This window comes from Pseudomonas sp. TE3644 (assembly GCF_056278815.1).
Map to the genome: position 1 here is coordinate 3407033 of NZ_JBWBQF010000001.1, position 20625 is coordinate 3427657.

Genomic DNA, 20625 nt, shown 5'->3' on the forward strand with positions numbered 1-20625 from the left:
CCTGCGCAACCTTGGGAAACGTCCTACAGCTTTGCCCTGGGCGCGCTGCCAGAGTCCTCCTCTCATTGATCATGACAGGGGGAATCCATGTCCTTGCAACCCACGGTTTTCTTCGACCACAGCCGGCATCGGCTCAAGGTGTACAACTGTAAGGCGCCGATTGATGTGCTGGCGTTCGAGGGTGAGGAGCGGTTGAGCCAGTGCTTCAAGTACCGCATCGAATTCACCAGTGCGGTGCAGGACATTCCGGCCGAAGACATCCTGGGCCATGAGGCCTACTTCAGCTTGTATCCGCTACCGCAGAAGCCGCTGTATCGCGGCATGCAGGTGCCTGCGCCGGTACCGTTGCGCAAGGTGCATGGGGTGATCACGGAGTTCAAGCGCTTGTCTTCATCGCGTGACGAGGCGCGCTACGAGGTGGTGTTGCAACCGCGCCTGGCTTTGTTGGGGCGCGGTCGTGAATACCGCCTCTATCAGCAGCAGTCGGTGCCGGAGATTGTCGAAAGCATCCTGCGCAGCCGGCATGGTTATCTGGGGCAGCATTTTCTGTTTGACCTGTTGTACGAGTATCCGCGGCGGTTGCAGGTGATGCAGTACGGCGAGAGTGATCTGGCCTTTATTGAACGATTGTTGGCCGAGGTGGGGATCTGGTATCGCTTTGGGACTGACGAGCGCCTGAATATCGGGGTCTTGGAGTTTCATGATGAGCAGCGGTTTTACCGGTTTGACGTGGAATTGCCGTGCCGTTCGGGGTCGGGCTTATCGAGTGGTGAGCAGGACGCTATCTGGCAATTGCAGTCGCATCATCAGGTGGTCGAGAAGCACATTCATGTTCGTACCTATGACCCGAACGATGTCTACGCGAAGCTTGAGGGGGATATCGATCAGACCCGTGGGGCGACTACCACTTACGGCGATGCTCACCATGTCGGCGATGCGTTTACGGCCATGGGCGACCGATACGCCTTTCGGCATGAGCAAGAACCGGAAACCGGGATTGGCCTGGCGCGGTTGCATCATGAGCGCTATCTCAATGACCGGACCCGGCTGAGTGGGACCACCAGCAGTCCCATTCTGGCACCGGGCCAATGCCTGACGCTGAAAGGCGACGCGCCAGCGGCATTTGCGCCGGGCGCGGTGATCGTCGGACTGACCACCCGGGCGGCGCGGGATAGCAGCTTTATTGCCTGCTTTACCGGCATGCCCTACGACCGCGATGTGTGCTTCCGTCCGGCGCTCAAGCCCAAGCCGGTGATGGCGGGCACGGTGGCGGCGCGGATTTCCAGTGAGCAGCAGTACAACCAGTACGCCGACACTGATGAACAAGGGCGCTACCACGTGCGCTTCTTGTTCGATCGCGACACTTGGCCACAAGGGCAAGAAAGTACTTGGCTACGCCTGGCACGGCCGTATGCCGGTGATACTCATGGCCTGCACCTGCCGCTGATCATTGGTACGGAAGTAGCGATCGCGTTTGAAAATGGCGATCCCGACAAGCCCTATATCGCCCATGCCCTGCACGACAGCGATCACCCCGATCACATCAACTACAAGAACGAAAAGCGCAACATCCTGCGCACGCCGGCCAACAACAAGCTGCGCATGGAGGATACGCGGGGCGAAGAGCATGTGAAGCTGGCGACCGAGCATGGCGGCAAGACCCAGCTCAACCTGGGTCATGTGGTCGATTCCACGAAAAAGAAACGCGGTGCCGGATTCGAGCTTCGTACCGACGCCCACGGTGCCCTGCGTGCCGGCCAAGGGGTGTTCATCAGCGCCGATGCCCAACCGAAGGCTGGCGGCCCGGTGCTGGACATGAAAGCCGCCGTCAATCGCCTCAAGGATGCCGGTGAGCAGAGCTACAAACTGTCCCGCGAAGCCGAAGCTTGCGGCGCTGACCCCGCCGAAGTTCACCATCAGATGGCCCTGCTGCGCGAGGAAGTCGAGCAACTGCGCGGCGCGGTCGCCTTGCTCAGCGCGCCCAATGGCATCGCCGTTACCAGTGGCAAGCATCTTCAACTGGCGGCGCAGCAGAACCTGATCCTCAACGCGGGCGGCCAGGCCGATGTCAGCGTGGTGAAGCGGCTGTTTTTGGGAATTGGCGCGGGGTTGAGTGCGTTTGTCGACAAGCTGGGCATCAAGCTGATCGCCAACCAGGGACCGGTGAGTGTTCAGGCGCAGAACGACAAGTTGGAGTTGTTGGCGCGGCATGGGTTGGATATCACCAGTAGCGAGGATGAGATTCGTATTACTGCGAGGAAAAAGATCACCCTCAATGCGAATGGCAGTTACATCCAGATGGACCGCTACGGCATCGAAGCGGCCTCGGAAGGCGAGATCAATCTACGGTCGGTGTATTTCGCCTACCACAACGAAAAGTGTCGCAACGCGCCAACGTTGCCGGACCTGCCCACACCCAATAACCCGCCGTTTGAGTACAGCCAGCAATTTCAGTTGCTGCGGCCGGATGGGCAGATGCCAGTGGCCAACTCGCGGTATGTGATCAAGACACATGATGGGGCGCAGGAATGGCGTGGGGTTTCCGATGAGGAGGGGCTGACCGCGCGGGTGTGGACGGTCGATGAGACGGATCTGTCGATCAGCTATGACCTGCCGGAGGAAGAGGAAGAAGAGGAGGAAGAGCGGCCTGAGGGTATTACCCTGCGGATCGGGCTGTTTTTCGATGGGACGGGGAACAACTTGTCCAATGCGGCGGCGGCTCAACAGTGTCAACGCGAGGATGCGGAGTTGTTTGATCGGGAAGCGTTGAAGATGCTGATCGAGCAATGCAAGGAGCTTGGGTATGAGGAGTATTCGGAAGGGAGGTTCAAGGCGGCACCAGACAGCAGCTTTGGAAATTCGCTGAGTAATGTGGTTCACCTTTACCGGTTGTATCCAGACCACGCCATCGAAGGTGTTCCCGACAATGCGGAGATGGCATTTTTTCCAATTTACGTGGAAGGCATCGGCACTCGGAGTGGCCACGGTGATAACAACTATGGACAGGGCTTTGGCCAAGGAGAAACAGGTGTAGTAGCTAGGGTGCAGGAAGCGCCTGAAGCGATTGCAGCGCAGTTGCTGAGCTTCGTGATAACCAATCCCATGAAAACGATCCGCAAGATCGAGTTCGACATTTTCGGGTTCAGTCGCGGCGCTGCAGCCGCTAGACACTGCGCTAATGAGTTACTCAAGCCGCGACGCGGTATCTTCAGCGGGGTATTGAAAGGGGGGCAGCAAGGGATATTACCAAATTTCGACCCATCCAACGACGTTACGCTCAACTTCATTGGCCTGTTTGACACCGTGGCCGCCGTTGCGGACCCACGCAGGGCAAACTTCAATATTACTGACGCCCTTAATCCAGGCGTCAACCTGTATCTGCCTCCAGGTTGTGCCCGCAAAGTGCTCCAGCTCACGGCACGTGACGAAGTACGGTTGAACTTCGCGCTTAACAGTGTGAAGGAAGATCACCAAGAGATAGAACTGCCGGGGGTGCACTCTGACATCGGCGGTGGTTATTTGCCCGTGGGCCAGGAACGGATGTGGTTGACCCAACCTGCTCGCGTAACGCTTGGGCTTAACGAAAAGCTGGAAAACAGCACGCAATGGCGGCAGATCAATGATCGGGCCGAAACGCTGCGCGCCAGCGCGCTCGTTGGCGATGGCAAGATTGGTGTTGTTACCTGGGAAACCCCACACCCGCCGCGAGGACGCGCCATGGCGGCCAAGGAACACTGGATGGTGATCACATTGGATCGCTCGGTGCGTGGTGAGTTGAGCCTGGTTTCGCTACGGGTGATGCGTGAGTTGGCTGTTCGTCACGCAGTGCCATTCAAAGGACTTGAAGGGCGCCCTGACTTGGCTTTGCCGGCAGAACTGCAAGACGTCGCCGATCTCATTTTGGGACAAGCATTGGGAGGCAAAAGCGCTGACCTCGACGTTAACCAGGAAAAATTGCTGATTAGTCGTTACATCCATCAATCGGCAAATTGGAGCCTTCGCTTAGGGTTGGCAGTCAACAAACCGACGCCCACCAGCCAGCGCAATATTTATCCTCACGAGCCTCAAAAGGGGTACCCGCAATGAAACGTCTTTGCCTAGTCATTGGGCTGTTTTTTTGCTTAGTCGGCTGTGTAAGTGGATGGCCCTCCAATGAGCGGCGAAAGTTACCCTACAACGCTTGGTACATCGGTCTTTCCGCGCCGAGGCACATGGAGGTGTGGGTTGAAAGTGTGGACGTATTTGATAGAAGCCGAAAGTTATATTTCGATGTTTTTGGAGGAGTTGCGGGGTATGCCTCCACACCGGAGGGCTGGAATCGCGGTGTTGGAAAAACCATGCCCATCAATAATATCGATTTGCCCGTGCAGGTCGTTTTACGATGGCAATCGTTGGTGGAGCCGCAAACCTACCGAATCAAGATAGATATCCCCCAATGGGTCCGTGACGAAATGATAGAACCAACACACATGTACTGCGTCCCTGCCCGAAGGGATATGACCCTCTATCCCCACACCCTCACCCTGGGCATGGCCCCAGGCGGCATCGTCAAAGTCTGGTTAGGCGCCGGCTGCCTCGGCTACAAGGAAGTCGGCCGCTACCAGGCCGAAGTCGACCCACGCGGCCCCTACGGCGGCAAAAGCAACGGCCAATACATCCCCATGGAGCCCGCAAACAAAGCCTACATCGAGAAATACGGCATCCCCTATGGCACCTGGTAACCCGTAGCCGCTGCCGACAGGCTGCGCTGGCCGGTGTGAACCCTGAGGATCTTCAGCGAGCCACAGGGCCAGCGCAGCCTGGCGGCAGCGGCTACGCGTTTATCAGAGGTGACTACCCGCCTTGACCACCGGCACCACCGCCTCCCCTCGTGGCTGGTTCATCAAGGCAATCTCGCGCTGGGCCATACCCTGGTCCAGCGCCCCATCCCACTTGGCAATCGCCAACGTCCCAATGCCATTGCCCAACAAGTTGGTCACCGCCCTCGCCTCATTGAGAAACCGATCCACCCCCAGCAGCAACACCAACCCCACCAGCGGAATTTCCGGGATCACCGACAGCGTCGCCGCCAGCGTCACGAAGCCTGCCCCTGCCACCCCGGCCGAGCCCTTGGAGGTGAGCAACAGCACACCCAACACCACCAACTGGTCCGCCAGGGTCAGCGGCGTGTTGGTGGCCTGGGCCACGAAGATGGCGGCCATGGTCAGGTAGATGCAGGTGCCGTCGGAGTTGAAGGTGTAGCCGGTGGGCAGCACCATGCCGACCACTGACTTGCGGCAACCCAGTTTCTCCAGCTTGATCATCATGCGCGGCAGCACCGCTTCGGTGGAGCAGGTGCCCAGGGTGACCAGGATCTCGTCCTTGAAATAGCGCACGAAGGTGAACAGCGGTATGCCCGACCAGCGCGCGATGCTGCCCAGCACCACCACGATGAACAGCAACGTGGTGACATACAGCGCCAGCATCAGGTGCCCCAGGGACACCAGCGTGCCGATGCCGTATTTGCCGATGGTGAAGGCCATGCCCGCCCCGGCGCCTATAGGGGCCAGGCGCATCACCATGGCGACGATGCGGAACAGCCCCTGCAGCAACAGGTCGATGACGTTGATCAGTGGTTTGGCCGGCTCGCCGATCTGCACCAGGGCGATGCCCAGCAGCACGGAGATGAAGATGACCTGCAACATGGCGCCCTTGGCGAAGGCGTCGACGAAGGTGGTGGGGATGATGTTCATGAAGAAGGCGATGGCGCCGCCCTGGTCATGGGCCGTCTGGGCATAGCCCTTGATGGCATCGGCGTTCAGCGAGCCAACGTCGATGTTCATGCCCGCGCCCGGCTTCATGATGTTGACCACCACCAGGCCGATCACCAGGGCGATGGTGGAGACCACTTCGAAGTAAAGCAGCGCCTTGCCGCCGATGCGCCCCACTTCCTTGATGCTGCCCATCTTGGCAATTCCGACCACCACCGTGCCGAAAATAATCGGTGCCAACAGCATCTTGATCAGCTTGATGAAGCCGTCGGCGAGCGGTTGCAGTTTGGCGCCCACGTCCGGCACCAGGTAGCCGATAAGGCCACCGATGATGATGCCGAACAGCACCTGGACATACAAAAGCGTGTACCAGCGCTTGGCCGTGTTCATGGTTGTACCTCGATGTTGTTTTTGTATGAGGACAAAAGCAGCCCCCGTGCGTGGGGGCCGCCTGACAGCCAGGGGGATCAGCCCTCGCCGAGTTCGCGCATCAGTGTGTACAGCTCGGATTTGGCTTCAAAGCCCACGCCGGGAATGTCCGGCAGGCCCACGTAGCCGTTCTCCACGCGAATGCCGTCGGCGAAGCCGCCGAAGGGCTGGAACACGTCCGGGTAGGATTCGTTGCCACCCAGATGCAGGCCGGCGGCGATGTTCAGCGACATCTGGTGGCCGCCGTGGGGCACCACGCGGCGCGATGACCAGCCCAGTTCCTTCATCACGTCAAGCGTGCGCATGTACTCCACCAGACCATAAGACAGTGCGCAGTCGAATTGCACGTAGTCGCGGTCCGGGCGCATGCCACCGTGACGCAGCAGGTTGCGGGCGTCCTGGTGGGAAAACAGATTCTCGCCGGTGGCCATCGGCAACTCGTAGTGGTTGGCCAGCTCGGCCTGCAAGGCATAATCCAGCGGGTCGCCGACTTCTTCGTACCAGAACAGGTTGTAGGGCTTGATGGCCTCGGCATAGGCCAGGGCCGTCTGCAGGTCGAAACGGCCGTTGGCGTCCACCGCCAGGCGGCGGCCGTCGCCCACCACCTCCAGCACCGCCTCGATGCGGCGCAGGTCCTCGTCCAGGGGCGCGGCGCCGATCTTCATCTTCACTACGTCGTAGCCGCGGTCCAGGTAGCTCTGCATCTCGGCCTTGAGCTTGCCATGGTCCTTGCCGGGGTAGTAGTAGCCACCTGCGGCGTACACCCACACCTTGTCATCGGCAACGCCGTTGCGGTAACGGTCCGCCAGCAGCCGATACAGCGGCTTGCCCTCGATCTTCGCCACGGCATCCCACACCGCCATGTCGATCGTGCCCACGGCCACCGACCGCTCGCCGTGGCCGCCGGGCTTCTCGTTGGTCATCAGGGTTTTCCAGATGGCGAACGGGTCGAGGTTGTTGTGCTCCTTGTCGATCAGCGTCTCGGGATCGGCTTCAGTGATACGCGCCAGGAAGCGGTCACGCATCAACGCACCCTGACCGTAGCGGCCGTTAGAGTTGAAGCCGTAGCCAATCACTGGCTTGCCATCGCGAATCACATCGGTGATCACCGCGACCACCGAGCAGGTCATCTTGGAAAAGTCGATATAGGCATTGGCAATGGGGGATGCGATGGAAACCGTCTTCTCGCGAATGTCGACGATGCGCATGGGGAAAGTCCTCTCTGATTGTTGTGCCTGGCGGGCCAGGTGGGTGCGAGAGAACTCTAAGGCTGGACTCAAAATTCAAGCCAATGCTATTAATGAGGCACCCTATGCGTACAAGGCATCACTCATGGAATTGGTGTGGTTGGAGGATTTCAACGCCCTGGTGGAGAGCGAAAACTTTTCCCGGGCTGCGGAGTTGCGACACGTGACCCAGCCGGCGTTCAGCCGCCGGATTCGAGCGTTGGAGAGCTGGGTGGGCGTCGACTTGTTCGAGCGCACCACCCAGGGCGCAACCTTGACCGAAGCTGGCTTGAGCATGCTGGACAACGCCCGTGAGTTAACCCGGCGGCTGCATCAGATGCGTGCTGATGTGCAGGAGGTAGCGGGCAAGGCGGTGCGTACCCTGCACTTTGCCGCCACCCATTCGCTGTCCTTCACCTTCTTTCCCGGCTGGATCAGGGCGGTGGAAAATGGCGCGCCCCTGGAAGGCATCAGCCTGCATTCGGACAACATGGCGGCGTGTGAGCAATTGCTGTTGGGCGGCCAGGTGCAATTCCTGATCTGCCACCAGCACCCCGGCGTGCCACCGCGCTTTGACACCTCGCGGTTCGACAGCAAGGTGATCGGCAGCGACACGTTGCAGGCGTTGCAATCGCCCGAGCTGGCGCTTGATGAACGCATCCCGTTCCTGGCCTACACCGCAGAATCGGGCCTGGGACGGATCGTGGCCTCGCACCTGCAGGCGCAGCTTGATCAACCGAAAATGGACACGGTGTTCAGCTCCCACCTGGCGGCGGTGCTGCTGTCCATGGCCTTGCAGGCCAAGGGCGTGGCGTGGCTGCCCGACAGCCTGGCGGCCACGGAGCTGGCTTCCGGGCGTCTGGTGCGGGCGCAGGTTGCGTTGCCGGATATCGCTACCGACATCCGCATCTTCCGGCCGCGCATGCCCCTTGGCACGGTGGCCGAAGCCTTCTGGTCGAGCCTGGTCGTGTAGATCGCGTCGCCTGCATCGCGGCCAAGGCCGGCTCCTACGCCATCCGAGGTAGGAGCCGGCCTTGGCCGCGATGCAGACGACGCCGTCCTGTTGTCTATGTGGGAGCAACTGTCTTGTGGAGGTCACACTGTGGGAGCCTGCCTCTGTAGCAGCTGCCGAAGGCTGCGTCTGGTGCACGCGGTGTATCACGTGGACCGTAGTGCCTGTGACGCGGCCTGGCGGCCGCTGCTACACGGCGGCGCGACCTCGGCGTGTCCGCGTTGGGTAGACGAAATCAGACTGGACTGCCCAGAACACTGGCTGCTACCGTGACATAAGCCTATCAAAAGCCCGCTGGGCAGACCCATCATGAACCCTGATATCAAGCACCTGGACTTCAACCTGCTCAAGGCACTCGACGCCCTGCTGGACGAGCGCAGCGTGACCCGGGCGGCCCAGCGCCTGTCGCTGACGCAGCCGGCGGTCAGCGGCATGCTCACGCGCCTGCGCGAAAGCTTCGACGACCCGCTGTTTGTGCGCGCGCAACGGGGTATCGTCCCTACCCTGCGCGCCCAGGCATTGGCTGCGCCGGTCAAACAGTTGCTCAGCGACATCGAGACGATGCTGCGCCCGCAAGCGTTCGAGCCGTCGAGCGCAGCGATGACCGTTACCCTGGCCTCCACCGACTATGCCCTTCGCGCCGTGGTGGTGCCGTTTCTCGCCGCCTTGCGCGAGCAGGCGCCCAACATCCGCGTGGCCGTGCGGCCCATTGATTATCAGGCGCTGGATGGGCAGATGGACCGCGGCGATGTCGACCTTGCGCTGATCACCCCGGACAGCCTGAGCCCGGGGTTGCATGCCGCCACCCTGTTCGACGAACGCTATGTGTGCCTGATGCGCGCCGATCATCCGGACGCCTCGGCAGCTGAGCTGACACTGGAGCGTTTCTGCGCGCTGGATCATGTGCTGGTGTCGTCGTCCGGCGGCGCCTTCGCCGGCGTCACCGACGCGGCGCTGGCCCGCATCGGCCACACCCGCCGGGTGGTCACCTCGGTGACCAGCTTCCTGGTGCTGCCGGAAATCCTGCGGGTCAGCGACCTGATTGCCGTGGTGCCGCAGCGCCTGGCGCTCAATCAGCCCGGGCTGGTGATGAAGGAACCGCCGGTGGACATACCCGGTTTTTCCAAGACCCTGGCCTGGCATGAGCGCAGCCATCGGGACGCGGGGCATCAGTGGCTGCGTTCGCTGCTGATGGCGACCTGCCGCGAACTGGTCGCCACGCCGAGCCCCCCGTAGCCCCACGTCAGCTTCGCCCGGCCCCACACATGAATCACGCTGTAGCCGCTGCCGCCAGGCGGCGCTGGCCGGTGTGAACCCTGAAAATCTGCAGCGGGGCTCAGGGCCAGCGCAGCCTGCGGCAGCGGCTACGTACGGTTGCCCCCTTCCCTGTGGGACCGGGCGAAGCTCGGGAAACGGCCAACCCGTCTTCCGCGCCGAACTCTTCCCGAGCTTCGCCCGGTCCCACACATGAATCGCGCGTAGCCGCCGGGCTGCGCTGGCCGGTGTTAACCCTGAAGATCTCCAGTGGGGCTTAGGGCCAGCGCAGCCTGCGGCAGCGGCTACGTACGGTTGCCCCCTTCCCTGTGGGACCGGGCGAAGCTCGGGAAGCGGCCCACCCGCCTTCCGCGCCGAACCCTTCCCGAGCTTCGCCCGGTCCCACAGATGAATCGCGCTGTAGCCGCTGCCGCCAGGCTGCGCTGGCCGGTGTGAACCCTGAAGATCTTCAGTGGGGCTCAGGGCCAGCGCAGCCTGCGGCAGCGGCTACGTACGGTTGCCCCCTTCCCTGTGGGACCGGGCGAAGCTCGGGAAGCGGCCAACCCGTCTTCCGCGCCGAACCCTTCCCGAGCTTCGCCCGGTCCCACACATGAATCGCGCGTAGCCGCCGCCGGGCTGCGCTGGCCGGTGTGAACCCTGAAGATCTGCAGCGGGGCTCAGGGCCAGCGCAGCCTGCGGCAGCGGCTACGTACGGTTGCCCCTTTCCCTGTGGGACCGGGCGAAGCTCGGGAAGCGGCCAACCCGTCTTCCGCGCCGAACCCTTCCCGAGCTTCGCCCGGTCCCACACATGAATCGCGCTGTAGCCGCTGCCGCCAGGCTGCGCTGGCCGGTGTGAACCCTGAAGATCGGCAGCGGGGCTCAGGGCCAGCGCAGCCTGCGGCAGCGGCTACGTACGGTTGCCCCCTTCCCTGTGGGACCGGGCGAAGCTCGGGAAGCGGCCCACCCGCCTTCCGCGCCGAACCCTTCCCGAGCTTCGCCCGGTCCCACAGATGAATCGCGCTGTAGCCGCTGCCGCCAGGCTGCGCTGGCCGGTGTGAACCCTGAAGATCTGCAGCGGGGCTCAGGGCCAGCGCAGCCTGCGGCAGCGGCTACAGATTACCTGCCAGCCCGCCGCTGCGACAAAACGTCTCAACCACCATTGCTTGGCAGGCACCACGCCAGACGGCACTAGCCAAACGCCAAAAAATCCATAGAATCTGCGCGCCGCCATTTCCGGCGGCCGCGTACTCAAGCCTTTTGCGCCGCCCGTTTCCATCGCCAGCAGCCCATCGCCCCGTCGCGTCAGCGTTTTCACTCCCGAGGTTTCAATGTCTCCACAACTCCTGGCCATGGCGCTGGCGCCTTTGCTTGGGCTGTTCATCGTCAGCATGGGCAACGGCCTGCTGTCGTCCATCACCACCCTGCGCCTGGACGCCGCCGGCGCCTCTGCCCTGCAGATCGGGCTGGTGTCCTCTGCCTATTTCATCGGCCTGACCCTGGGTTCGTTTTTCAACGACCGCCTGATCCTGCGCATCGGCCACATCCGCGCCTACAGCTGCTTCGCCTCGATGATCGCCGTCACCGTGATGTTGCAGGGGCTGGGCAACGACATCAGCGCCTGGTTCATCTTGCGTCTGATCAATGGCTGGGCCTGCGTGGGCGTGTACCTGGTGATCGAGAGCTGGCTGCTGCTGGCTTCCGACCCCAAGGCCCGCGGCCGCGTGCTGGCGGTGTACATGATTGCGCTGTACGGCTCGGGCATGTTTGGCCAGGCGGCCATCGGTCTGGTGTCGGGCATGGGCGACAGCGCCCCCTTCCTGATCATCGGCATGCTGGCGTCGCTGTCGGTGATGCCGGTGGTGATGATCCCGCGCGTGACGCCGCTGGTGGAGCGCGTTGAAGCCCTGAGCCCACGGCAACTGCTGCGCGTCACCCCAACCGGGGTGATGGGCTGCTTTGGTTCCGGCGTGGCGATCGCGGCGGTCTACACCCTGTTGCCACTGTACCTGCAGCACCGGGGCATGGACCTGAGCGAGGTGGGCCGGATGATGGCGTGCGTGATCCTGGGCGCCATGGTGCTGCAATACCCCGTGGGACGCTGGTCTGACCGTCAGGACCGGCAATGGGTGCTGATGGTGTTGTGCGCCGCGTGCCTGGTGCTGTCACTGGCCATTATCGCGCTGCCGATCTCCGGCTGGCTGCTGGGCGCTACGCTGTTCCTGCTCGGTGGCGGGATTTTCGCCATCTACCCGGTGGCCGTCAGCCACTCGGCCGACCGCGCGCCGGCGGGCGCCGTGGTGCCGATGATTCAGGGCTTGCTGCTGATCAACTCCATCGGCTCGGCGCTGAGCCCCATGACCGTGGGCCAGTTGATGGCCAAGGTCGGCGACGACGGGCTGTTCTGGGCCTTCGCCCTGCTCAACCTGCTGATGGTGGGCTACTTTGCCTGGCGCCGTACCCAGCGCGCCGCGCCGGAAAGCGCCGCGCCGTTTGCAGCAGCGGCGCAGATGTCGCCGACCGGGGTGGAGTTGCGGGTGACCGAAGATTTGCAGGCGGCGATGGATGAAGCCTGCGAGGTGGAAACCAAGGCCGCCTGACGCCCCGTAGCCGCTGCCGCCAGGCTGCGCTGGCCCGTCTGTATCCTGAAAATCTGCAGTGGGACACGGGGCCAGCGCAGCCTTCGGCAGCGGCTACGGGCGGTGGGCCCGCCACCGGGAATGGGGGACTACACCCACCGCACCGGAAAGTTCCCCACCCAATCAAAAGCCTTCGCAAACACCTACCCCATTGATTTAAGTGCGAGTTTTTATCAAAAAAGACATTGGCTCCACTTTTGCAATCTGCCTCCCAACAGAGTCTGCCGCCCAAACGGACCACCGGGAGCCCCACCATGACACCCACTACCGCCCCACCCTTTTTCAAGAAACCGGGGATCACCGCCGCCTTGCTGCTGCACTTAAGCCTCAGCACCGCCGAAGCCTCCCCCATCGATGACGTCAGCGCCCCACCGCCCACCGACGTCTCGGCCTACGCCAATCCCCCGGATGACCCGAAGGCGGCGCTCGAAGCCCTGGAGCTGATGCCCGAGGCCAACCACGAATCCCTGGAACTGCCCAATGGCGCCTTCGGTGACCGCGCCACCACGCGCGTCGAGAACGTGCTGCCACCCAGCGTGCAGACCTCGTTCAACTTCCCCACCAACGGCAAGCCCAGCCCCCTGTTCGGCGCGCTGCCGTTTACCCAGCAACTGCTGTTGTTCGAAGAATTCGGCACGGAAAAACTCGACCCCACCACGCCGCCGCAGTCGTTGACCTTCCCCGTGCCCACCATCGGCCCGGCGCCTGCCCAGGACCCTAACAACGTGGCCCGCAGCGGCCCCGCCGGCGCGGCGCTGGATGCCTTCCTGCGTCAGCCCGGCCTGTCGCCGTTCCCCACCCAGTATTCCAACGTGCTGGACCGCAACCCCTGGAAGGCGCAGATCGAGATGTTCCTCAACCGCCACCCGGTCGGTTCGCCCGCCGAAGGGCGGCCGCCAGGAAAAGGCTGGTCGCACCAGCGCTGGAACGAGTTCTACCCCCAGGTGGCGTACAAGACCGCGCAGGCCGGCGCGCGTATCAACACCGGCATGCGTGACCGTCGTCAACTGCACAACTACGCGGTGGGCGAGTTCGGCCCTGGCGGCCTGTACTACCAGACCTCCGACATCCCGGCCACCACCGGCACCACCAAGGGCATCGACACGCGCTTCCACCCCAACTTCCCGCTGCAGAACCACAACGCCCTGTGGACCTTCGACGGCACCTTCCCCGCCAAGCTGCTGATGGTGCGCTACGGCCAGCCAGTGCTGATGCGTCACTACAACGCCCTGCCCATCGACCCATCGGCGAACATGGGTTTTGGCCTGCACACCATCAGCACCCACGAACACAACGGCCACTCCCCGGCCGAAAGCGACGGCTTCGCCAACGCCTTCTTCTTCCCGGGCCAGTACTACGACTATCGCTGGCCGGTGCAACTGGCCGGCTACGACACCATCAACACCAGCGCCCAGGACCCGCGCGCCGCCTTCCCGTGCGCGCCGGGTGAAACCTTGTGGGTGAATGACACAAGCCCCGGCCTGAAAACCTGCAACAACGGCACCATCAAGATCCGCGGCGACTGGCGCGAGACCATGAGCACCCACTGGTTCCACGACCATATGCTCGATTTCACCGCGCAGAACGTCTACAAGGGCAACGCGGTGATGATGAACTACTACAGCGCCCTGGACCGCGGCAACGAGGCGCTGGAAGACGGCGTCAACCTGCGCCTGCCCAGCGGCTCGGCCATGCCCTGGGGCAACCGTGACTACGATGTCAACCTGGTGCTGGCCGACAAGGCCTGGGACGCCAATGGCCAATTGTGGTTCAACCCCTTCAACACCGACGGCTTCCTGGGTGACCAGATGCTGGTGAACTGGCAGTACCAGCCGCGCCTGAAAGTGCGGGCGCGCGCCTATCGTTTCCGCATCCTCAACGGCTCGGTATCGCGCTACTTCAAGCTGGCCGTGGTGCGTGAAATCGCCGGCACCGGCGGCGAGTTCCCCGGGCCATCGGGCTCGGGCGTGTCCTACGCCCGCGTGCCGTTCCACATGATCGGCAACGACGGCAACATCATGGAGCACGCCGTCCCCTTCGACGGCAGCATGGACCTGGACGGCGACGGCAATACCAGGGAGCACAACGGCATCCTGCCCACCCAGGCCATTGCCGAGCGCTACGACATCATCATTAACTTCGCCAAAAACGGGATCAAGACCGGGGACAAGCTGTACTTCGTCAACCTGATGGAGCACAAAACCGGCAAGGGCCCCGAGAAAGAGGAAGTGAGCCTGGCCGAAGTGCTGTCGGAAAAATACAAGGCCGTGCTCAAGGCCAGCAGCAAGGGCCCACAGTGGGACAAAGGCGACCCGGTGGTGGGCAAGTTCCTGCAACTGGTGGTGCAGTCCTACAGCGGCCAGGACGTGAGCATGAACCCTGCCGACTACGAGCCGGCCAAACCCGGCAAGGCCGCGGGCAAGAAAATGATCCCGCTGACCGTGAACCGCGACGATGCGACCATGCAGTCTAAACTCAAGGCAGCGCGCCACCGTGAGTTCATCTTCGGCCGCTCCGATGGCACCGACGAAGCCCCCTGGACGGTCAAGACCGACGGCGGCATCGGCTATGCCATGGACCCACGGCGCATCACCGCCGCCCCGCAACTGGCTAACGGCCCTACCGACGCCGGCTTCTCCGGGGACGGTACGCTGGAAGTGTGGAAGATCAAGAACGGCGGCAACGGCTGGAGCCACCCCGTGCACGTGCACTTCGAAGAAGGCGTGATCCTGAGCCGCGACGGCAAGGCGCCCCCCGACTGGGAAAAATGGGCACGCAAGGACGTGTATCGCGTGGGCCCGGAGGTAGACAGTTCGGTGGAAGTGGAAATGGCCATTCGTTTCCGCGAATTCGCCGGTACCTTTGTGGAGCATTGCCACAACACCCAGCACGAGGACTCCTCCATGCTGCTGCGCTGGGACATTGAAAACCCTGGCCAGTTCCAGCTGATGCCCACCCCGCTGCCGGGCTGGGACGGGGTGAAATACGTCAACTCTGTGGCCCTGCCCACCTTCCGGACCGGTGGTGGCGCTGATAGCGATGGCGACGGTGATGGCGACGACAACGAGGACGACACCCCGCCGGACAACAAGAAACCCGTCGCCAACCCCGACACCGCCGCCAGCAGCAATGGCCAGCCGGTGAGCATCAACGTGCTGGCCAACGACACCGATCCGGACGGCAACGTGCCGCTCACCGTAGTCGGCCTGGAACAGCCGGACTCGGGCATGGGCGTGGTCAGCACCGACGGTACCCGCGTGACCTACACCCCGCCCACCACGATCGCTGCCGCGTTCAACGCCAGCTTCACCTACCGGGCCCGCGACGCCAAGGGGGCGATCTCGGACGCCGCAGCCAGCGTGACGGTAGCGGTGGCGGCACCGACGACGGTCAATGAGGACTTGGTGGTCAGCAGCGCCTCAGTCACCGCCCGCAGCGGCAACCGGTATGTGTGGGACCTGTCGGGCACCACCACGCGCGGCACGGGCAACACCTTGAGCGTGGTGGCGGCCACCACCGGCGGCCCGCTGAACCTGGGCACCGCCACATTGACCACCACCTCCACCGGCGCCCGCTGGCGAATCACGGTGACCACCACCGGCAACGGCCCGGCCGCCAGCCCGACGGTGACCGTCAACTCAACGTTCGGTAAATCGGTGACCGTACCCATCACCGTGCAGTAATCACCGCCGCCTGGCCTGGCGGAACCGGCTACGGCCCCTAGGGCTGGATCGCCCGTAGCCGCTGCCGTCAGGCTGCGCTGGCCCTGTGCACCACTGGAGATTTTCAGGGGGCACACCGGCCAGCGCCGCCTGGCGGCAGCGGCTACAGGGGCCCCGGTTGTCCAGCCCGCAACTAATTGCCCCGCCACTGGGGCAAGGCTGCTAACATCCCAAGGTTAATCCAGCCACTGATGCACATACCTCGATACGGTATTTTGCAGGTGCACAGCAACGGTAAAACTGCGGAATTCTCATGTCTGTCCAGCATCGCAACAATGTCCACATCTGCGGAAACGGCGCGGCGACGCTGGTCTTTTCCCACGGGTTTGGCTGCGACCAATCCATGTGGCGCTACCTTGCCCCGCACTTCAGCGGGCGCTTTCGTGTGGTGCTGTACGATCTGGTGGGCGCGGGCAAGTCGGATATCAGCCAGTACGACGCGGGCAAATACAGCTCGCTGGCCGGTTACGCGGCCGACCTGGTCGAACTGATCGAATCGCTGGACCAGGCCCCGGTCATCGTCGTGGGGCACTCCGTCAGCGCCATGATCGGTGTACTGGCCGACCGGCAATTGCCGGGGCGCATCGCCGGGCATGTGATGATCGGCCCGTCGCCCTGCTACATCAACGACGGCAGTTATATCGGCGGGTTCAACGAGGCGGATATCGCCTCGCTGCTCGACACCCTGGACAGCAATTACCTGGGCTGGTCCAGCACCATGGCCCCGGTCATCATGGGCGCCCCGGGCCAACCGGCGCTGGGGGAGGAACTGACCAACAGTTTCTGCCGCACCGAGCCGGACATTGCCAAGCAGTTCGCCCGGGCGACCTTCCTGTCCGACAACCGCCGCGACGTGGCGGGCCTGCAGACACCCACCTTGATTCTGCAATCCACGGACGACCTGATCGCCCCCATCGCGGTCGGTGAGCATCTGCACGCGGTCATGCCCAACAGCACCCTGTGCCTGGTGGAAAACGTGGGGCACTGCCCGCACATGAGCGTGCCCACCGCCTGTTCGCAAGCCATGGATGCCTTCCTCACGCCCTGGGAGGCCGGGCATGAGTGCTGATGCCGGTAGCCCCAGTACCGAAGCATTGTTTGAAGAGGCCCCCTGCGGCCTGCTGGTCACCACGGAAAATGGTCAGATCCTGCGCGCCAACCGTACCTTCAGCCAGTGGCTGGGCCTCAGTGACCAGGCCGTGCACGCACGTCGTTTCCAGGACCTGCTGACCATGGGCGGCAAAATCTTCCACCAGACGCACCTGGCGCCGCTGCTCAAGATGCAAGGCTCGGTGGCGGAGGTAAAACTCGACCTGATTCACCACGACGGCCGGCTCATCACCCTGCTGGTCAACGGTGTGCGGCGTGAGCGGGAGGCCGGCGTGTTCGTGGAGCTGGCCTTCTTCGCCACCGCCGATCGCGACAAGTACGAGCGCGAACTGCTGCAGGCGCGCAAAACGGCCGAACAGCTGCTCCAGGAAAAGTCCGCCACCGAGCAGGCCTTGCGGGCGGCCCAGGACGAGCTCACCCAGGCCTACGCCAAGGCGCAACGCCGGGCCACCTTTGCCGAGCAGATGGTGGCGATTGTCAGCCATGACCTGAAAAACCCGCTGACCGCCATCAAGATGGCCACCCAGTTCCTCAACCGCGGGCAGCGCACGCCGCAGGAAACCCGGTTGCTGGGCAGCATCGAAGGTTCGGCGGACCGCGCCACGCGCATGGTCTCCGACCTGCTGGACCTGGCGGTGGCACGCGTGGGCCGCGGCATCACCGTAGTACCGGCGCCGATCGACCCGCACCCGCTGGTGGCCCATTGCGTGGAAGAGCTGCGGGTGGCGTTTGTCCAGGCCAACCTGCGCCATGTCTGCGAAGGCGCGGGCACCGCGTGCCTGGACGCCGACCGCGTGTCGCAGATCATCGGCAACCTGGTCGCCAACAGCGTGGCGTACGGCGACTGCAGCCACCCCATCACGGTGACCTCGCGGATAACGGCCGCCGAGACCGTCATTGCCGTGCACAACTTCGGTCCGCCGATCAGTGAACCGCTGATCGCGGACTTGTTCGAGCCCATGACCCGCGGCACGCACATTCATGATGACCTGCGCAGCGTGGGGCTGGGGCTGTTCATCGTCAGGGAAATTGCTGCCGCCCATGGGGGCAGCGTAGCGGTGTGCTCACAAGCGCAGGCTGGCACCACCTTCACCCTGAGTTTTCCTCAGGCGTAAACCCATGTGGGACCGGGCGAAGCTCGGGAAGCGGTTGGCAGGAGCAGCGAGTCGTTCCCTTCCCGAGCTTCGCCCGGTCCCACACAGGAGGGTAAGGTGTCGCTGCTGCGATGGGGCTGGTTTTAACTGAACACTATGCGCGCCAACAGCCCATGAGGGGTGCGGTTGGACAGGCTCAGGGTGCCGTTGTGCGCCTGCACGATGTCATTGACGATGGACAGCCCCAGGCCGACGCTGCCAGGCCGGTCGCCGCGTGACGGGTCGAGGCGGAAGAACGGTTCGATCACATCCTTGAGCCGCGCCGGGTCGATGCCGGGGCCGTTGTCGGCCACTTCGACGGTGATCACGCCGTCCACCGCCGTGGCACTGACCATCACCTGCGTGGCGAAACCCAGGGCGTTGTCGATCAGGTTGCACATCACTCGCTGGATCGCGTCCGGGCGGCACAGGAAGGTCAATTGCAACGGCCCATCGTAGGCAATGTTGGCGCCGGCGTCCTCGTAGTCGTCGCACAAGGTCGACAGCAACGCGCCCAGGTCCAGGCGCTCCTTTTTCTCGGCATGGGAACTGCTGCTCAGGTACGCCAGCGCCGAGCTGACCATGGTCTGCAGCAGGCTGATGTCGCGGATCAGTTTGTCCCGGGAAATTTCCTTGCGGTCGGTTTCCAGTTGCAGGCGCATGCGCGTCAGCGGCGTGCGCAGGTCGTGGCTGACGGCGGCGAGCATGCGCGTGCGGCCTTCGATGGAGGCGGTGATGCGCTGCTGCATCAGATTGAAGGCGTGGGCGGCGCGGCGAATTTCCAGCGGGCCCTCCTCCACGATCGGCGCCACCACGATGTCGCGGCCAAAGGCCTCGGCCTGGTCGGACAGCCGCCGCAACGGGCGCACCACCCGCAACGCGGCCCAGGCCGACAGCGCGGCCACGCCCACGCACAGAAACAGCAAGGCACCGAAGAACGGGAAAGAAAAACGCGGCGGCTCGCGCTCGATGCGCATGGTGCGCACCTCCAGCGTCTGCTCGCCCAACGGTACCAGAATCTGGATATTGGCCTGATCGGCGTCGGGGTTGCAGGCGTGGGCGCTGACCGGCTGCTCAGGCCCCAGTTCATCGCGCAAGGCCTTTTGCAGGTCGCGGGAATTGAGGTTGCTGTCCGGGCACGGCGCGATGCTGGGTAGCAGGGTCATCTTCAGGCCCAGGGCCTGGGCGGCACCCTGCAGATGCTCGCGCTCCTCGGGCGGGGTGGCCCGCAGCATCTGCACCAGGCTGGTCACCCGGTAGGTGGTCTGCCACGGCCACGGCGGGCTGGGCGGGCCGCCGGGCAGGAACAGCAGGCCCAGGAAGATCAGGAACGTGACCACGGACGAGCCGGTCACGAGCGCCAGGATCTGGCCGCGGATGGTGGTGAAATGGCGCAGGATCATGGGGCCGTCATCGTAGGTTGCTTCCGAGGATAGATGATTGGAGGGTGAGCCGTGAATTGTCCATCAATAGCTTCACGGACTGTCTTGATACCGCGTCGTCTGTATCGCGACTAAAGTCGGCTCCTACACGGTCGGTGGTAGGAGCCGGCCTTGGCCGCGATGCAGACGCCGCCTGTCGCGGGATCAGGCCTCCGGCGCCTTCTCGCGCCGCATCTGCGTCACCAGAGTAAACCGGTCCGCCGGGTGCAACGTCTCCGAGACCGCCATGGTCACCCCCGCCTCGTCGCGGTACTGGCGCAGGATATTCAACCCCGGCGAGCCCACCTCGGCATGCAGGTGGCGAGCAATCTCCGGTGCCAGCACCACCGCCCTCACCTGCTGGTCCACCACGCCAATCGGCCGGCCGAAGTGTTGCTCGATCAAGCCGGCAATCAACTGGTCCGGGTGCTGCTCGGCCAGGGCGATGACCGCGTCGTACTGCGCATGGGCATACACATCCGTCCAGCACAGCGGCGCCAGGGCATTGGCGCGGTCCACGCGGATGCTCGACACGCAGAAGTAATGCTCGCCCGGCACCAGCCCCAGGCGCTGGCCCTGGGCGGTGTCGGCGACGAAGTGGGACACCTCCTGAATACTGCGCACGTGGGTGTCGGCCAGGTGCGCAAGGTCGGCCACCGTGGCCAGGGACTGGGAGTAGCCGCCCCGGGGCGAGGCAGCCTCGACGCGGGTGCCGACCTTTTTGCGCCGCGAGACCATGCCCTGGGTCTGCAATTGGGTGATGGCCGCGCGCACGGTATGGCGGCTGACTTCGTACAACTCGCACAGCTCGAATTCGGTGGGCAGCAGTGAGCCCACCGGGTATCGCCCACTGGCGATGCCGTCCATCAAGTCCTTTGCCACCACCGCGTAGCGCGTCCCGCTCATACCTTCTGTCAGCCCTGGCCGTTTTT

General features: G+C 63.5%; 12 protein-coding genes and 1 pseudogene. 9 read left to right on the forward strand and 4 right to left on the reverse strand.

Going from position 1 to position 20625, the window contains the following annotated elements:
• Positions 1–87 precede the first annotated feature (87 nt).
• From ACZ9GA_RS14930 to ACZ9GA_RS14940, 3 genes and pseudogenes are all read left to right on the forward strand, one after another.
• Positions 88–2361: pseudogene (locus tag ACZ9GA_RS14930) on the forward strand (type VI secretion system Vgr family protein); the annotation flags it as partial.
• Between the two features lie 741 nt (positions 2362–3102).
• Positions 3103–4086: a phospholipase effector Tle1 domain-containing protein gene (locus tag ACZ9GA_RS14935; RefSeq protein WP_476227625.1), complete on the forward strand. Its 984-nt coding sequence runs from the start codon at positions 3103–3105 to the stop codon at positions 4084–4086.
• Positions 4083–4721: a DUF2931 family protein gene (locus ACZ9GA_RS14940; RefSeq protein WP_457361943.1), complete on the forward strand. Its 639-nt coding sequence runs from the start codon at positions 4083–4085 to the stop codon at positions 4719–4721. Before ACZ9GA_RS14935 ends, ACZ9GA_RS14940 begins: the two co-directional genes overlap by 4 nt.
• A gap of 102 nt (positions 4722–4823) precedes the next feature.
• On the opposite strand, the gene dctA is transcribed toward ACZ9GA_RS14940, so the two are convergent.
• Together dctA and ACZ9GA_RS14950 are read right to left on the reverse strand one after the other, a co-directional pair.
• Positions 4824–6140 (reverse strand): C4-dicarboxylate transporter DctA, encoded by a 1317-nt coding sequence (dctA, locus tag ACZ9GA_RS14945; protein WP_457361942.1) that lies wholly within the window; start codon positions 6138–6140, stop codon positions 4824–4826.
• Between the two features lie 77 nt (positions 6141–6217).
• Positions 6218–7387 carry a mandelate racemase/muconate lactonizing enzyme family protein gene (locus tag ACZ9GA_RS14950; RefSeq protein WP_457361941.1) on the reverse strand — a complete coding sequence of 390 codons (1170 nt, stop codon included), beginning with the start codon at positions 7385–7387 and terminating at the stop codon, positions 6218–6220.
• Between the two features lie 124 nt (positions 7388–7511).
• Here ACZ9GA_RS14950 and ACZ9GA_RS14955 point away from each other — a divergent pair, with 124 nt between their 5' ends.
• The 6 genes from ACZ9GA_RS14955 (at position 7512) to ACZ9GA_RS14980 (ending at position 18254) form a co-directional block, all read left to right on the forward strand.
• The gene (locus ACZ9GA_RS14955) at positions 7512–8378 is read left to right on the forward strand and encodes a LysR family transcriptional regulator (protein WP_457361940.1); all 867 of its coding nucleotides are present in this window, start codon (positions 7512–7514) and stop codon (positions 8376–8378) included.
• Between the two features lie 348 nt (positions 8379–8726).
• Positions 8727–9653, forward strand: a complete 927-nt coding sequence (locus tag ACZ9GA_RS14960; RefSeq protein WP_457361939.1) for a LysR family transcriptional regulator — start codon at positions 8727–8729, stop codon at positions 9651–9653.
• A 1346-nt stretch (positions 9654–10999) separates the two neighbouring features.
• Positions 11000–12268 (forward strand): MFS transporter, encoded by a 1269-nt coding sequence (locus ACZ9GA_RS14965; protein WP_457361938.1) that lies wholly within the window; start codon positions 11000–11002, stop codon positions 12266–12268.
• 293 nt (positions 12269–12561) lie between these two features.
• Positions 12562–15990, forward strand: coding sequence for an Ig-like domain-containing protein (locus ACZ9GA_RS14970; RefSeq protein WP_457361937.1), 3429 nt, complete (start codon positions 12562–12564; stop codon positions 15988–15990).
• 292 nt (positions 15991–16282) lie between these two features.
• Positions 16283–17098 (forward strand): alpha/beta fold hydrolase, encoded by an 816-nt coding sequence (locus ACZ9GA_RS14975; RefSeq protein ID WP_457361936.1) that lies wholly within the window; start codon positions 16283–16285, stop codon positions 17096–17098.
• The gene (locus ACZ9GA_RS14980; protein WP_457361935.1) at positions 17088–18254 is read left to right on the forward strand and encodes a PAS domain-containing sensor histidine kinase; all 1167 of its coding nucleotides are present in this window, start codon (positions 17088–17090) and stop codon (positions 18252–18254) included. The genes ACZ9GA_RS14975 and ACZ9GA_RS14980 overlap by 11 nt, the downstream gene beginning before the upstream one ends.
• Positions 18255–18376: 122 nt before the next feature.
• On the opposite strand, the gene ACZ9GA_RS14985 is transcribed toward ACZ9GA_RS14980, so the two are convergent.
• Both ACZ9GA_RS14985 and ACZ9GA_RS14990 read right to left on the reverse strand, forming a co-directional pair.
• Entirely contained in the window at positions 18377–19675 is a 1299-nt protein-coding gene (locus tag ACZ9GA_RS14985) for an ATP-binding protein (protein ID WP_457361934.1), read from the reverse strand.
• A 183-nt stretch (positions 19676–19858) separates the two neighbouring features.
• A complete protein-coding gene (locus ACZ9GA_RS14990; protein ID WP_457361933.1) occupies positions 19859–20599 on the reverse strand; it encodes a GntR family transcriptional regulator in 741 nt (246 codons plus the stop codon).
• Positions 20600–20625 lie beyond the last annotated feature (26 nt).